General features: G+C 56.8%; 11 protein-coding genes. 6 read left to right on the forward strand and 5 right to left on the reverse strand.

Translation table 11 applies throughout. The features are described 5' to 3' along the window. The first annotated feature begins 192 nt into the window (after positions 1–192). Complete coding sequence (gene malQ, locus ACXM2N_RS08605; RefSeq protein WP_458487821.1) at positions 193–2,343, forward strand: 4-alpha-glucanotransferase; 2,151 nt, start codon at positions 193–195, stop codon at positions 2,341–2,343. Positions 2,344–2,424: 81 nt separating this feature from the next. Here malQ and ACXM2N_RS08610 read toward each other — a convergent pair whose 3' ends face one another. From ACXM2N_RS08610 to ACXM2N_RS08620, 3 genes are all read right to left on the reverse strand, one after another. Next, positions 2,425–2,565 carry a hypothetical protein gene (locus ACXM2N_RS08610; protein ID WP_458487823.1) on the reverse strand — a complete coding sequence of 47 codons (141 nt, stop codon included), beginning with the start codon at positions 2,563–2,565 and terminating at the stop codon, positions 2,425–2,427. 15 nt (positions 2,566–2,580) lie between these two features. Then, positions 2,581–2,850 (reverse strand): hypothetical protein, encoded by a 270-nt coding sequence (locus tag ACXM2N_RS08615; protein ID WP_458487825.1) that lies wholly within the window; start codon positions 2,848–2,850, stop codon positions 2,581–2,583. A 64-nt stretch (positions 2,851–2,914) separates the two neighbouring features. Continuing rightward, positions 2,915–4,960, reverse strand: a complete 2,046-nt coding sequence (locus ACXM2N_RS08620) for a M3 family metallopeptidase (protein WP_458487827.1) — start codon at positions 4,958–4,960, stop codon at positions 2,915–2,917. A 72-nt stretch (positions 4,961–5,032) separates the two neighbouring features. Here ACXM2N_RS08620 and ACXM2N_RS08625 point away from each other — a divergent pair, with 72 nt between their 5' ends. Then, positions 5,033–6,541, forward strand: coding sequence for a carboxylesterase family protein (locus tag ACXM2N_RS08625; RefSeq protein WP_458487829.1), 1,509 nt, complete (start codon positions 5,033–5,035; stop codon positions 6,539–6,541). 94 nt (positions 6,542–6,635) lie between these two features. Here the strand turns inward: ACXM2N_RS08625 and idi are convergent, their stop codons facing one another. Both idi and ACXM2N_RS08635 read right to left on the reverse strand, forming a co-directional pair. Further along, a complete protein-coding gene (gene idi, locus ACXM2N_RS08630; RefSeq protein WP_458487831.1) occupies positions 6,636–7,196 on the reverse strand; it encodes an isopentenyl-diphosphate Delta-isomerase in 561 nt (186 codons plus the stop codon). Between the two features lie 122 nt (positions 7,197–7,318). Further along, the gene (locus ACXM2N_RS08635; protein WP_458487833.1) at positions 7,319–7,858 is read right to left on the reverse strand and encodes a hypothetical protein; all 540 of its coding nucleotides are present in this window, start codon (positions 7,856–7,858) and stop codon (positions 7,319–7,321) included. A 166-nt stretch (positions 7,859–8,024) separates the two neighbouring features. Between ACXM2N_RS08635 and ACXM2N_RS08640 the strand changes: the two genes are divergently transcribed. The 4 genes from ACXM2N_RS08640 (at position 8,025) to ACXM2N_RS08655 (ending at position 13,987) form a co-directional block, all read left to right on the forward strand. Further along, a complete protein-coding gene (locus tag ACXM2N_RS08640) occupies positions 8,025–9,911 on the forward strand; it encodes an ABC transporter ATP-binding protein (protein ID WP_458487835.1) in 1,887 nt (628 codons plus the stop codon). 176 nt (positions 9,912–10,087) lie between these two features. Further along, positions 10,088–11,224: a MalY/PatB family protein gene (locus tag ACXM2N_RS08645; RefSeq protein ID WP_458487837.1), complete on the forward strand. Its 1,137-nt coding sequence runs from the start codon at positions 10,088–10,090 to the stop codon at positions 11,222–11,224. A 228-nt stretch (positions 11,225–11,452) separates the two neighbouring features. Further along, complete coding sequence (gene brnQ / locus ACXM2N_RS08650) at positions 11,453–12,862, forward strand: branched-chain amino acid transport system II carrier protein (RefSeq protein WP_458487839.1); 1,410 nt, start codon at positions 11,453–11,455, stop codon at positions 12,860–12,862. Positions 12,863–12,982: 120 nt separating this feature from the next. Beyond that, on the forward strand, positions 12,983–13,987 hold the full coding sequence (locus ACXM2N_RS08655) for an LLM class flavin-dependent oxidoreductase (protein ID WP_458487841.1): 1,005 nt from the start codon (positions 12,983–12,985) through the stop codon (positions 13,985–13,987). Positions 13,988–14,053 lie beyond the last annotated feature (66 nt).

The raw sequence follows: 14,053 nt of genomic DNA on the forward strand, positions 1-14,053 counted from the left end.
GACCGTTTTGCCTCCGTTAGGTACCGGAGCCACGTCATGCACCGCGCGAGATACAGTACGTTTTCCTCTTTATATTTTCCCACCTATGTTTTAAGCCCTGACGTGTCGCCAGACGCTAGAAAATATGAAGCCCTGACCACTAGGCCTCCCCTTTCATTGTCCTTCCCTTTCTAACTTTGGCACAATGGCCACGTGGGTTATTCAGATACATTGCGTGAGCTTGCCTCCGCACACTCAATTTCAACTGGTTACAACGGCTTCGGCGGCGAATACGTCAATGTCTCCGATGACACGTTGGTGAAGATTCTGCGCGCGTACGGTGTTTACCTAGGGCAGGAAGACATGCCGGATGAGGAGCTGATCCGGCAGAAGATCCAGCAGCGCCAAGACGAGCTGTTTTCTCGCCCTCTTCCTGCCACGATCGTTGCTACTGAAGGTGACCCGTACGTTTTTAATGTTCACGTGCACGATGGGCTGCCAGCTGATGTTCAAATCACGCTCGAAGATGGCTCGGTACGCGTACCTGAGCAGATCGAAAACTGGACACCACCTCGGACAATTGATGGCGTTGCATGGGGAGAAGCCAGCTTCCGTCTACCAACAGACCTTCCACAGGGCTGGCATACGATTACTCTGAGGTCTGATGATCTACAGTCATCAGCTTTCCTGATCGTCACCCCGCAGCGTCTTTCCACCACTAACGCGCTGATTGAAAAGCCTACTCATGGCGTCATGGCGCAGTTGTACTCTGTTCGGAGCGAAAAGTCCTGGGGTATGGGCGACTTCCACGATTTGGGCGAAGTCGCTGAAACACTGGCTCGTGAGGCCGGCGCAGACTTCTTGCTGATTAACCCTCTCCACGCAGCTGAGCCTCTTCCTCCAGTTGAAGATTCACCTTATCTTCCAACCACCCGCCGGTTCATTAACCCGATTTACATCCACGTCGAGGACATTCCTGAGCTACTTGATCTGCCTGAAGATATTCAGGAGGAAGTAAAGGAGATCGCCTCCGAGTTCCGCTCACTCAATTTCTCTTCTGAGATCATCGAGCGCTCTCCTATTTATTTTGCCAAGCTCCAGGTCTTGCGCGAGATTTTCAACTCCGGTCGTCATGCCGCCCGCGAGCAAGAATTCCAAGAGTACATCAACCGCGAGGGCCAGGGCCTCTATGACTTCGCACGATGGTGCGCTAAGCAAGAGATTAAGGAAACCGCCAACGAGCGCCCCGCCCACTCCACCCCTATCGATGAAGATGAGGTGGCCTTGTTCTACATGTGGTTGCAGTGGATCTGCGATCAGCAGCTAGCAACCGCACAGTCCAAAGCAATCGAAGCTGGTATGAGCATTGGCATCATGGCTGACTTGGCCGTGGGCGTGCACCCTGGAGGAGCCGACGCGGAAAACTTGGCGGATGTGCTGGCACCCAAAGCCTCAGTGGGAGCTCCGCCTGATAATTACAATCAGCAGGGCCAGGACTGGTCCCAGCCGCCATGGCACCCTGAGCGCATGGCCGAACAAGGTTACATCGCGTGGCGTGACTTGCTGCGTACCGTGCTGCGTCACTCTGGTGGCATTCGTGTCGACCACATCCTCGGTTTGTTCCGTTTGTTCTGGATTCCGCGCATGCAGGCACCAACCACTGGCACCTATGTCAACTACGATTTCAATGCTTTTGTTGGCATTTTGGCCCTAGAGGCTGAACGCGCGGGCGCTGTGGTTATCGGTGAAGACTTGGGCACTTTTGAGCCTTGGGTTCAGGAGGTGCTGGCCACCCGTGGCATCATGGGTACCTCTATTCTGTGGTTCGAGTCCCAGCCCGAAGGCGGGCCACGGTATAAGGAAGGTTACCGTCAGGCAGCGCTTTCCAGTGTAGGTACTCATGATTTGCCACCTACCGCTGGCTACCTTGAGGGCGAGCACATCAAGTTGCGAGAGCAGCTAGGAATTCTGGTCACGGACGTTGATCAGGAGGAACGCGAAGACCTCTCGTGGCAGGGACAAATCCTCAACCGTGTGAAGGAACAGGGTTGCTTCCATGGTTTGGACGTCAATCTCAGTGATTTCACAACCCGCCAGCGTGATGAACGCGGAGACACAGTGGATCTCCTGGTTGCCCTTCACCGTTTCATTGCCTCTACCCCGTCTGCATTAACATGCACCTCCTTGGTAGATATGGTTGCGGATAAGCGCGCGCAGAATCAGCCTGGAACGGTAAGGGAGCAATACCCTAACTGGTGTGTACCGCTGTGTGACAGCGATGGCGAAGCCGTGACCATCGAGCAGTTGGCAGAAAACACAACGTTTAAGCGGGTGGCAGAGGCCTCGAAGCGCCACCACCGTTAAGCACTTCACACCCCACCAGCACAGCGTGCAAAATGGGTGGGTGCTCAGGAGCATTCCTGCGCACCCACCCATTTTTGGTTTTTAGAACAGCGATACCAGCCACGCCACGGCTACAAGGATGAGAAGAAAATATAGCGCTTGGGTAACTCGCGATTGCGGATACTTGCGCTTTTGCCTTGGCAGTTGCTGATCAAGCTTGCGCAATTCTTCTGGATTTGCCATGTTGTTGCTTGCTTTCTAGTCAAATTCGCCAGTTATAACCCGCTGACGTGGATGATCTTTTGACGCGTGGTGAGTTTTGGGACCGTGAGTGGTCTTCGGTCTGCGGTTTCGAGATACCAAAGCTCCGAAGAAGTCAATGATTCTCAGCCAGATCACAGCCAATACCGCACACAAGGGTATCACTACTGCCATCACGAGTGGAGCTTGGATCCACAACGGTGCCGTTGATAGGAACTGGCTTAAGGAATCACCAAGGGAGGTTACCCAGCCAGCGAAAGCGGTCATGGTGTGCCTCCCTTAAGTGTGAAACGGTTGTATCGGATCCTTATACCCTACTCCTTAGTGGCTGTTATGCGGCACCCGCAAGGCCTCGGCGGCGCAGGAGTGGGGCAACGTCTTTTGCACGACCGCGCAGAGTCTCAAATGCCTGGGTGTAGTCATCTGCACCACCGCGAGAGAGGATGAGGTCTCGGAATCGCTGGCCTGCTTCTCGCGCCTTGTCGTCTGATTCATCAGCGCCGGCTGCGCCGACCTCCTCAAACCAGTCAAAACCGTCGGCGTCCAGTGCTTCTGCCCACAGGTAGGAGTAGTATCCCGCGGAGTAGCCACCTGCGAAGATGTGGTTGAAGTAGGTGGAGCGGTAGCGCGGTGCCAAGCCGTGCACGTCAATGCCCGCCTCTTCTAGGGCCTTTGCCTCGAATGCGTCAATCTGATCTGGGGTGATCTCTGCTGCTTGTTCAGGGGTAAGAGAGTGCCATGCGAGGTCAATGATCGATGATGCTAGGTATTCGGTGGTTCCGAAGCCCTGCCCGAACTGGCTAGCCGCTTGCACTGCCTTGAGCATGTCATCTGGGATGAGTTCACCAGTGTCCACGTGGCGGGCGTAATTGCTCACCACCGCAGGATCGAATGCCCAGTTCTCATTGATTTGGGAAGGAAACTCCACGTAGTCGCGCGGAACGTTGGTGCCGGAGAAGCTTGGGTACCGTACCTTGGACAGCAGGCCGTGGAGGCCATGTCCGAATTCGTGGAAGATCGTGCGCAGGGAGTCTATGGACAATAGTGCATCGGAGCCGTCTGCCGGCTTGGTGATTCCCATGACGTTCACGATGACTGGCTTTGTACCCAGCAGTTCAGACTGGTTAACAAAGGAGCTCATCCACGCTCCACCACGCTTGGAGGGACGGCCGTAGTAGTCAGTGATGAACAGGCCAATTCCTTCGCCGTTTTCATCTTTGACCTCCCATACGTCTACGCCGTCTGCGTAACCGTTAAGATCATCACGCTTTTCTACGTCAATACCGTAGAGGCGCTTGGCGGCGAAAAATACGCCGTCCTCTAGCACCTGGGTTAGTGGGAAGTACTTGGAAAGTTCACCCTCATCAAGGCTGTAGTCGCGTACCCGCACCTTGGATTCCCAGTAAGGCCAGTCTGCACCGCTGATCTCACCATCCGCGGCTTCTGCAAGGAGCTTTCGCTCGTGGTGCGCGTTGGTTGCTGCGGCTGGCGCTAGATCGAACAGGAGGTCCCTGGCAGCTTGGGCGCTGCCGGCCGTCTCTTCTGCGATGACGTACTCAGCGTGGTTGTCGTAGCCCAACAGCTGTGCTTTGCGTGCACGCAGTTGGACGGATTCAATCACCAGCGGCGCGTTGGCCTCGGCGCCGCGCTGCAACGACGCCTGGTAGAGCTTTTCGCGCGCCTCTGCGCGCTCCAGGTTGGCCTGCTCTGCCTGGACGCTCGGTAGCTCCAGCGGAATGACGTACTTTTCTTCCCGTCCCAGCGCCTGGGCGTCCGCGGCAGCGGACGCGAGGCGCTTCTCGCTGAAGCCTTCGAGCTCTTCAGCGGAGTTGAAGCCCACCGCGAGGCGCTTGGTATCGGCGAGCAAGTTGCGCCCGAATTCGTCGGAAAGCACGGACAAGCGAGCGTTAATCTGCTTGAGCTCTTCCATCTGGGCGTCATCCAACCCAGCGCCCTTGCGTTTGAACCTGCGGGTCAAGTGCTCGAGGAGGCGCTGGGACTCAGGATCGTCCGGCGCTTCAACTGCGCTGATACGGCCGAACAGGACGGGGTTGAGGTAAATGGAATCCTCATGAGCCGCCAGCTTAGGCGCAACCGAAGATGCGATGGCGTTCATGTCATCGTCTGCATCCGTGTTGTACAGGTTGAAGAAAACGCTGGCTACGCGCTCGAGATCTTGGCCGGATCGTTCGAAGGCCTCCACCGTATTTTCCCACGTTGGGGGCTGCTCATTACTGCAGATTTCTTCGATTTCCGCCTGGTGGCGCCTGAAGGCCTCCTCGAATGCCGGCTCGTAGTGCTCAGTTGTGATGGCCTCAAAATCCGGCAGTTGATACGGGAGGGTGGACGTGATCAGCAATGGGTTTTCTCGAGTCATAACGCCCCATAATAACGCCTCGGGTGCACCAGTGTGGCGCACGCAACTATCCGCTGCTGTTAGAGTTTTGGTATGTCTACGCCCGATCACAATTCTTCCCACCGCGCGGATCATGAATTTTCGCGTTCGGCAACCAGCGCCAGCGGCAACTTCATTGGACAGTTTGTGCCGTTTCCGCCCACGGCAACGGTGGCAGCTACCGTAGCCGCCGATGCGGCCGCCCAGTCCTCAACGAAGCGAACCTTAGCTACCGGAATGGTTCACTTCCCTTTTGTGACCTACGCTCGCTTTGAAACGCCTCTAGCCCCTAGTTATAAGGTGATTCGTGGCCACCGCGAGGTAGTAGACACCACTGTCGAGCCAGAGGGCGACGAGGCAGACACCACGGTGCAGCTGTCCATCACGGTGCCCAATACCGCGAAGGCTAATTCCGATCTTCCCGTGGTTGTCATGATTCACGGCGGCGCCTACCAGTTCGGTAGCCGCACTGAGCCGTGGTTTTCTGGTTCAGGTTTTGCTCGACATGACATTATTACCGTCACCGTGAGCTACCGTCTCGGAATCCAGGGATTCGTGCCCTTTGCTAATGAAGATCCGCATCACTACAGGGGTATTGATGACTGCCAGAATGCGCTGGAGTGGATCCAAAAACACATTGAGGAATTTGGTGGTGACCCCACCAACGTCACCTTGATGGGCCAGTCTGCCGGGGCAGGCATCGCACTGTGGTTGGCACGCCGGGACCACTATCGTGGCACGTTCAGGCGTGTATGGGCCATGTCACCGGGATTCCCGCGCAAGAGCTTTTCCCAGCGTCGCGGGCGTTTGCGGTCCATTCTTTCCACCCCTATTACCAAGTCCCGCTTGGAAGCGCTTAGTCCATCAAAGCTGAAGAAGGGCGAGAAGAAGTACGCGAAGACGATATGGAACGACCTTGCCTTTGGCCCCGCGCCGTATGACGCTACTGAGCTGACCGCAGTGCCCATTGTTATTTCCGCAACGCGGGAGGAATTCTTCAATTTCGGCCCCGCCGTGAAGCTGGATTCGGCCTCGTGGTCTGGGCCGTTGCGCAGGAGTTTCCTGCGGACCCTGGGCGGCAAGAAGTATGAACCCGTAGGGGCTGAGGATTCCTCCGGTGAGCGTTATTTTGGCCAGCTCATTACGGATAACTTCTTCCGCCGCTTGGTGGAGCAGACCGCTCGGTTGTCCGATGGGCGTGTGTGGGTCATTGAATACGCCGGCACTGTGCATAGGCCCGTCTATCACTGCGCCGATATTCCGTGGGTTATGGGGTGCACGGAGGAAATTGCGGGGACTTCGTGGGAGGTATTCAAGGATGCGAGTGAAGCAGTGCGGGCTGAGGTCCATTCCCATGCCGTGAACTTCGCTCGTGGCGCCAAGCCGACGTGGAAAAATTACGCTCAACAGCAATCTGTGCTCACGCTCTTTCCTGCGGGTGAGGTTACAAGCGCTGTGCGAAACGGCGATGGTTCTGAACCCGAAAAACTCAGTGAACATGCCTTGCTTGTCCACGATCCGTTCAAGAATGTTCGCGAGGCGTTCCCTATCAAGAAATACTAGGAGGCGTGCCGACGTCCACAGCGTGCGCATCACTCCAGGCTCCGCGCACGCTGTGAGGCCACACGCGGTGTGGCCTCCCGCTTCCGCGGGCGCTTTAGGCTGATCGTTCGCGGAGAATATCCTTCAACTCGGAGTGGCTGAGCTGTTCCCGCATCCAATCTGAGAACGCGTAGGGCGCTGCCTCCACTGCGGAAATCAATTCATCAGCGGTGGTCCAGGCCAGCTGCTCGACTTCATCGTCGCGGGGATTGATCTCAACACCCGGTTTGAGCGTGGCCACAAATACCGGGCAAATCTCCCACTCCACGATTCCGCGGGAGTCCACAGCGCGGTAGCTGAAGTCCGGCAAAGCACAAACGATGTTGTCCAATGCCCCTTGCGGGACACCAATCTCATAGGGAACTCGGCGCTCCACGGCTTCGCGGGCAGACTCCCCCGGCGCCAGGTGCCCACAGGCAGAATTTGTCCAGATTCCGGGCCACGTCTTCTTGCTCAGTGCACGGCGGGTGACGAGGAATTCTCCCTTTTGGTTAAACACGTAGCAAGAGAAAGCCAGGTGGAGAGGGGTCTCGGTGGTGTGCACTTCTGACTTGAGGGCGGTGCCCACTGGGGTGCCGTCTTCGCTGCAAAGCACAACCATCTCGTGTGAAATCATGCCCTCCACCCTACTTGGTTTGAGCGCAACCTTTAAGTTGGGGCTGTAGGTGGCGATCGCAGGCACACCAACGCACAGGCTGCCAGGCTCAATGAGCCTGGCAGCCTGGGTGCTTTAGGTAATTAGGAGTTGTTGATGTCACCCTTGAACGTGACGTTACCGATGGTGAATTCGCCGGCGTAGAAGTTGTCATAGGCGGCGTTGAAGGCGAAGGCCAGATTGGTTGACGCCCCGGCACCTAGGTCATAGTCGAGTTTGATGGAGCCTTCTTCCACGAATTCAAACTCTGTACCGTTGGACGTAAACTGTGGCGTTCCCAGCGCATCCTTGGGCAGTGGCACGTCATTCAGGTTCTTGACAAGTACGAAGACCACGGTGCCCGGACCCAACGTGTTAGAAGCAGTGGACTGCAGCTCGTAGGAGACGTTGTACTTGTTATCCACTACGGTCTCAGACACGAGCTGATCACGCTGCGGTTCTGCGTCTTTTTCTTCGAAGGCAGGCGCAGCCTCGGTGGTAGGTGAGACGGTGAGGTCATCAACGACGGTGGCGTCACCCTCAGCGCTATCATCACCGCAGGCAGTCAGCAACAGCGTCGAGGTGGAAAGCGCAACAATGCTCGCTGCAATCTTTCTAGTAATGGTGAAGCCAGAAACCGCCATTGATATCCCTTTGGTGAAGTAGTGATGTGGCCTTTATCGCTCAGGCCAGCCCGTACAAGTAACGGCTAAATTCTACCCCGCTTGCACTAAAAGTCACGCTAAGGCGCTCGCCTTAGGCGGAGGTTGAGGCTTTGTGTCCTCTACGTGCTACTACTAAGCTGCTTGCGTGCGATCCATTGCTAAGATTTTGTCCTCTGCTTCCAGTTTGTGGCCTTACTACTTGGGTGTGATCATCCAAGCCATTGTGTTGAGCTTGCTTGCACTGGCCACACCGTTCATTTTGAAGGATGCGACTGACACCATCGTGAACGTTGTCTCCGGAGACGGAGACCTTGGCGCCGCTACTACCCGGATCATGTGGCTTGCGGCGATCGTCCTGGTTGCCCAGCTGGCCAACACTATCCTGCGCAATATCGGCGGATACGTTGGTGACGTACTTGCTGCACGCCTGCGCCAGATCCTTTCCACCCGCTACTACGCCCAGCTACTGGGCATGCCTCAGCGCTACTTTGATAATCAAGTCACCGGCGCCATCATCGCGCGCCTTGATCGCTCGATCACCTCCATTACTCAGACGCTGCAGTCCATGAGTAATAATTTCTTCCCCATGATCATCACGTTGCTCGCGGTTTTGGGCATCTCTGCGTGGTACTACTGGCCGCTTGCGGTGTTGTTGGCCGTGGTGATCCCTATTTATATGTGGCTGACAGCGCTGACCAGTAAGAAGTGGCAGAAGATCGAGGCTGCAAAGAATGAGCAGATTGACTTGGCCGGTGGCCGCTTCGCGGAGGTTGTTTCCCAGGTCAAGGTAGTGAAGTCTTTTGTCACTGAGCTGCGAGAGCTGGCTATGTTTAGCCGTCGCTTTGGCAAGACCATTGACCACACTCGAGATCAGTCCAAGTGGTGGCACCTGATGGACACGCTCCGCGGCGGTGTGATGGACGTGGTGTTCTTTGGAATCTACCTACTGTTGTTCTATCGGACGCTGCACGGTCACTTCTCCTTGGGCGATATGGTGTTGCTGCTTCAGTTGGTGAACATGGCTCGGCAGCCGATGACCATGATGAGCTGGCTGGTGGACCAACTCCAGCGCGCGATTGCCGGTTCCAAGGACTACTTCGAGGTCATGGAGAAGCCTCTCGAGGCAACCGTAAACAAGCAAATTGTGGCAGCAACCACGTCGACCGATGTCCCGGACTTGGATGAGGACGCCGTCTTGCCATTGGAGGTCCCTTCCCACGCCGAGGGCTCTCGCGTGCCGATGATTCGATTCAACAACGTGGACTTCTCTTACGAAGCCGGCGAACCGGTGCTGAAGAACTTGAGCTTCGACGCCTTTGCTGGGCAGAAAGTGGCTCTGGTGAGTGAATCGGGTGGCGGAAAATCTACCATTGTTAATCTCCTGCTCGGCCTCTACGCCCCGCAGTCGGGATCGCTCACAGTGGCTGGCCACGAGGTGGCCGAGCTCAGTGCGGAGAAACTGCGCGCTTCCGTGGGCGTCGTGTTCCAGGAGCCTGCGCTGTTCTCCGGCACCATCCGGGAAAACATTGCCTACGCTCGCCCTGATGCGTCTGACGAGGAGATCATTGCGGTAACGAAGAGGGCGAATGCGCATGACTTCATCATGGCCTTCCCCGATGGCTACGACACCATCATTGGTGAGAAGGGACTGAGGCTATCTGGCGGACAGAAACAGCGTGTTGCCGTAGCCCGCGCCATGCTCAAGGACGCCCCGGTTCTAATTTTGGATGAAGCTACCTCCGCATTGGACACCAAGAGTGAGATAGCCGTGCAGTCCGGTTTGGAGCAGCTCATGGTTGGCCGTACGACGTTGATCATCGCGCACCGTCTGTCCACCATCGCGGACGTGGACACCATTGTCACGCTGAAGAACGGCGAAGTTGATGAGATTGGCTCACCCGCGCAGCTGGCCCATTCGGGCGGCATCTATGATGAGCTGCTGTCCCTCACACGCACGTGGAATGAAGCCGATCCGGATTCTGTAGAAGCCCACAAGGAGCAGCTGAAGAAGTACGGATTCTCCTCCATTTAAAAAGTAGACCCCTCGGTCTAGTGCGCGCCTAAGGGCGCGCATTTTTATTCACCAACCCCCTGCCCGCACCGAGGCCGAAAAAGGCGCAGGTAGCGTTGGGATCGGTGGGGCGTCGGAAAGCATGATCAATCCATTGCCTTCGGCGCCGGAAACTCACGGTAGTAGTGTCTTAATCCATGAGCCTAACTTTCCCTTCTTACGAACAACTACAAGCACGTCACACCATGAAATGGACGCGCTACCCGCAGGACGTTATCCCGCTGTGGGTGGCGGAATCAGACTTTGCTACCTGTCCGCCGGTGAAAGAGGCACTTGCCAAAGCCGTTGAAAACGAAACCTTTGGTTACCAGCCGGATAACCCCGGCTTGCCTTCCGCCACCGCGGATTTTTACCAGTCTAGGTATGGCTTCGACGCGAACCCAGAGTGGATCTTCGCCGTGCCGGATGTGGTACGCGCCCTCGAACTGGCCGTCACCTGGTTTACCAAGCCTGACTCCAAGGTCATTGTCCCCATCCCCGCCTACCCACCATTTGTGAACCTTTTGGCCGCAACCCGGCGCGAAGGAATCTTCATCGACGCCACCGGCGGCTTAGATTTGGACGCCGTGGAGCAGGGATTCAAGGACGGCGCTGGGTCCATCATCCTGTGTAACCCGTTCAACCCGTTGGGTTACACCTTTGACGAGGACTTCCTGGTGCAGCTGTGTGACCTCGCAGCTCGATACGATGCCCGCGTGCTTGTCGACGAGATCCACGCACCGCTGGTGTACTCCGGCAAGCACACCGTCACCGCCGGTGTCTCCGACACCGCCGCCAAGGTCTGCATCACAGCAACCGCCACCTCCAAAGCATGGAACACCGCCGGATTGAAGTGCGCGCAGATTATTTTCTCTAACGAAACCGATGTCAAGCACTGGAAGTCACTGTCCCCCGTGGCTAAAGATGGCGTATCCACCATCGGCCTTATCGCTGCGGAGACCGCCTACCGCGAAGGCGTAGAGTTCCTGGAGGAAGAGATCGCGTATCTCAAGTCCAACTACGAGTACCTAGCCAAGGCCCTGCCGGAAGCTCTGCCAGGAATCAAGGTTCCGCCCATGGACGCCACCTACCTGCTGTGGCTGGATTGCCGCGAGGTGGCGCTGCCGGGTGGTGCTACCAACCCAAGCCAGTTCTTCCTCGACAACGCCAAGGTCATGATGAATGATGGCGCGTGGTTTGGCGAGCAGTTCGCTGGTTTCGTTCGCTTGAACTTTGCCACCAGCCGCGAGATCCTCGAACGCGCCGTCTCCCAGCTTGCTGAATCTATTAAGTAACGAAGCCTTTTACCGCCCGTAGCGTGAACTGCCTGCTTGGCTGGAGCAGCGACGGGCGGTTTCTTCATTTTTATTACAAAAGCACCTGCTCACAACCATTTTTAGCGGTGCATACATTTGTGGCACAATGACCCTCATCGAGCTTGGTGAACTTCTCCCATGCGCACACCGAACGCGCGGCCTAGGGCTTCACTGAGTAGAACCCACAACTTACGTTCACAAGGAATTATGAAAACCACATACACCCGTGGCACGCGTATCACTAAGACAGCGATAGTCCCCGCGAGCGCCATCGTCGCGATCTCGCTGATGCTGTTCTCCATGTTCTTCGGCGCCGGCAACCTCATCTTCCCACCAGTAGTAGCAGCGTTGGCCGGAAGCCACTTCCCACAAGCGATTACCGGTTTCCTATTGGGCGCCGTAATTTTGCCCGTGGTATCCATCATTGCCGTTGCGCTCTCTGGCCGCGATGCGCGTTCGCTAGGTAGCCGCGGCGGCACGATTTTTGCTGTCGGCTTTCCCGTTGCCATCTACCTTGCCATTGGCGCAATGTACGCCATTCCGCGCACGGGCGCGGTAAGCTTCTCCACCGCCGTTTCCCCTGTGTTCGGGTGGGAGTCTACCTTTGCCTCCATCGTCTTCAACGTACTGTTCTTTGGCCTATCCATGGCTTTGGCGCTTAACCCCTCCAACCTGATTAATAACCTAGGCAAGGTTCTCACCCCAGCGCTGCTCGTCCTCTTGGCGCTGATGATTACGTTGGCTATCTTCATGCTCTCCGGTGCTGAGATGACCCCCATGGAGCCATACACTGAGTCCCCTCTGGTCTTCGGCCTGCTTGATGGCTACATGACCATGGACTCTCTGGCCGCCCTAGCATTTGGCACCCTGGTGATCTCATCGCTTCGCCATGAGGCTGTTTCCTACGCGATCAGCAACGGCATGAACGAGAACGAGGCACGGCAGCTGAAGATTCCTTCCGGCACCGTGATCAAGATGACCACCGCGTCTGCACTTATTGCCGGCGGCCTTCTCGCCGTCATCTACGTTGGTCTGGGCTACATCGGCTACACCATTGAGGGCGGCCAGAACTTCCCTGACGGCGCCGCACTGCTATCGACCGCAGCCCAAGACATGATGGGCAAGCCGGGGCAGGTTGCCTTCGGCCTCATCGTGCTCCTTGCCTGCCTAACCACCTCAGTTGGTTTGCTCGCTGCCTGCAGTGAGTTCTTCAACCGCCTCATGCCTAAGGTCCCCTACAAGATCTGGCTCGTTGTGTTCACCGTTGTTTCCTTCGGTGTAGCCAGCCTTGGCCTGCAGACGGTCCTGGACATTGCCAGCCCAATCATTGGCTTCCTGTACCCGATCGCCATCACCGTGGTGGCAGCCACCTTGGTGGATGTTCTCATTCAGAAGATCACCGGCAACGAATCCTTCGTCATCTACGGCTTCCGCCTAGCAGCGTGGGTGTCCGTAATCTTCTCTGCACTGATGGTGATCGCGCCATCTGTGGTGGAGTGGGCACCGCTGTCCGGCTTTGACCTCGGATGGACACTGCCTGTCGCCGTGGCCTACGTCATCGGCCTGATCATTGACGTCACCGCGTCCAAAAAAGACGCCACCGTGCGCGAGATATAAGAGCTTCACCAGTTCTACCTCCCCGTGAGACCAGTCTTCGGGGAGGTTTTTCGTTGTTGGAATTTACGCCTGTGCTTGTTTGTTGAAGCAACCAGAATCTATTAGCTATGTAAGGAACCCATGTCGAAACTACCGCTTTCAGTTCTTGACTTTGCCACCATCTACAAAGGGGAAGACGCAGCCACCAGTTTCAAACGCAGCGTCCAGCTTGCGCAACAGGCTGAGGCACGAGGTTACCTGCGCATGTGGTACGCCGAGCACCACAACATGCCTACCATCTCCTCGTCCTCACCAGCTGTGCTCATCTCCCATGTGGGTGCCCACACCAAGCACATCCGCCTTGGCGCTGGCGGCATCATGTTGCCCAACCACTCCCCTTACGTGATCGCAGAGCAGTTTGGTACCCTGGCCCACCTCTACCCTGGCCGCATTGACTTGGGCCTAGGCCGCGCTCCCGGAACTGACCAAATGACTCTTGGGCGTGCGCTTCGCCGCAGCCCACACGCCGCAGCTTCCTTCCCCGATGATGTAGTGGAGCTGGAGCACTACCTCGCGCAGGACGATTCGCTTATCGACGGCGTCCAGGCCGTACCCGGCAACGGCACCTTCGTGCCGCTGTACATCTTGGGCTCATCCATGTTCGGCGCTGAGCTGGCGGCAAAGCTGGGCCTTCCTTACGCCTTTGCATCACACTTTGCGCCGCAGATGCTCACGCAGGCAGTGTCGTACTACCGCGAGAACTTCCAACCAAGCGCGGCCCACCCAGAGCCATACGTTATTGCGGCGGTCAACGTCACCGGAGCTCACACCCAGCAGGAGGCGCACGACCGCTTCGCGGAAGTAGGCCGCGAGTGGGTTCGCCGCATGGCAAGCCGCGGACAGGATCTAACCGAGGAGCAGCTGGACCAGGTCATGGCATCCGCCGCCGGTGCACAGTTGTTGGACATGATGCGCTACACCGCGGTAGGAACGGGGACTGAAATCAAGGAGTACCTAGATAAGTTCGCGGCGCACGCACAAGCTGATGAGCTTATGATCTCCTTCCGCACTCCTACCTTCGACCAGACCTTGGAAACCATGGACATCCTGGCTGATGCGTGGGACCTGGAAGCCACGGACCAGTAGAAGATAAAAAAATTCCACCATCTCCTGCGGATTTCGCCGTAGGTGATGGTGGATTTTTTCTACCAA

The organism is Corynebacterium sp. ZY180755, assembly GCF_054331495.1.

What these genes read in the sequence shown, in the direction of transcription:
- ACXM2N_RS08610 (WP_458487823.1), bottom strand. Translation starts at nt 2,565, where the DNA reads ATGGCAAATCCAGAAGAATTGCGCAAGCTTGATCAGCAACTGCCAAGG.
- brnQ (WP_458487839.1), top strand. Translation starts at nt 11,453, where the DNA reads ATGAAAACCACATACACCCGTGGCACGCGTATCACTAAGACAGCGATA.
- ACXM2N_RS08645 (WP_458487837.1), top strand. Translation starts at nt 10,088, where the DNA reads ATGAGCCTAACTTTCCCTTCTTACGAACAACTACAAGCACGTCACACC.
- ACXM2N_RS08655 (WP_458487841.1), top strand. Translation starts at nt 12,983, where the DNA reads ATGTCGAAACTACCGCTTTCAGTTCTTGACTTTGCCACCATCTACAAA.
- ACXM2N_RS08620 (WP_458487827.1), bottom strand. Translation starts at nt 4,960, where the DNA reads ATGACTCGAGAAAACCCATTGCTGATCACGTCCACCCTCCCGTATCAA.
- ACXM2N_RS08615 (WP_458487825.1), bottom strand. Translation starts at nt 2,850, where the DNA reads ATGACCGCTTTCGCTGGCTGGGTAACCTCCCTTGGTGATTCCTTAAGC.
- ACXM2N_RS08625 (WP_458487829.1), top strand. Translation starts at nt 5,033, where the DNA reads ATGTCTACGCCCGATCACAATTCTTCCCACCGCGCGGATCATGAATTT.
- idi (WP_458487831.1), bottom strand. Translation starts at nt 7,196, where the DNA reads ATGATTTCACACGAGATGGTTGTGCTTTGCAGCGAAGACGGCACCCCA.
- ACXM2N_RS08635 (WP_458487833.1), bottom strand. Translation starts at nt 7,858, where the DNA reads ATGGCGGTTTCTGGCTTCACCATTACTAGAAAGATTGCAGCGAGCATT.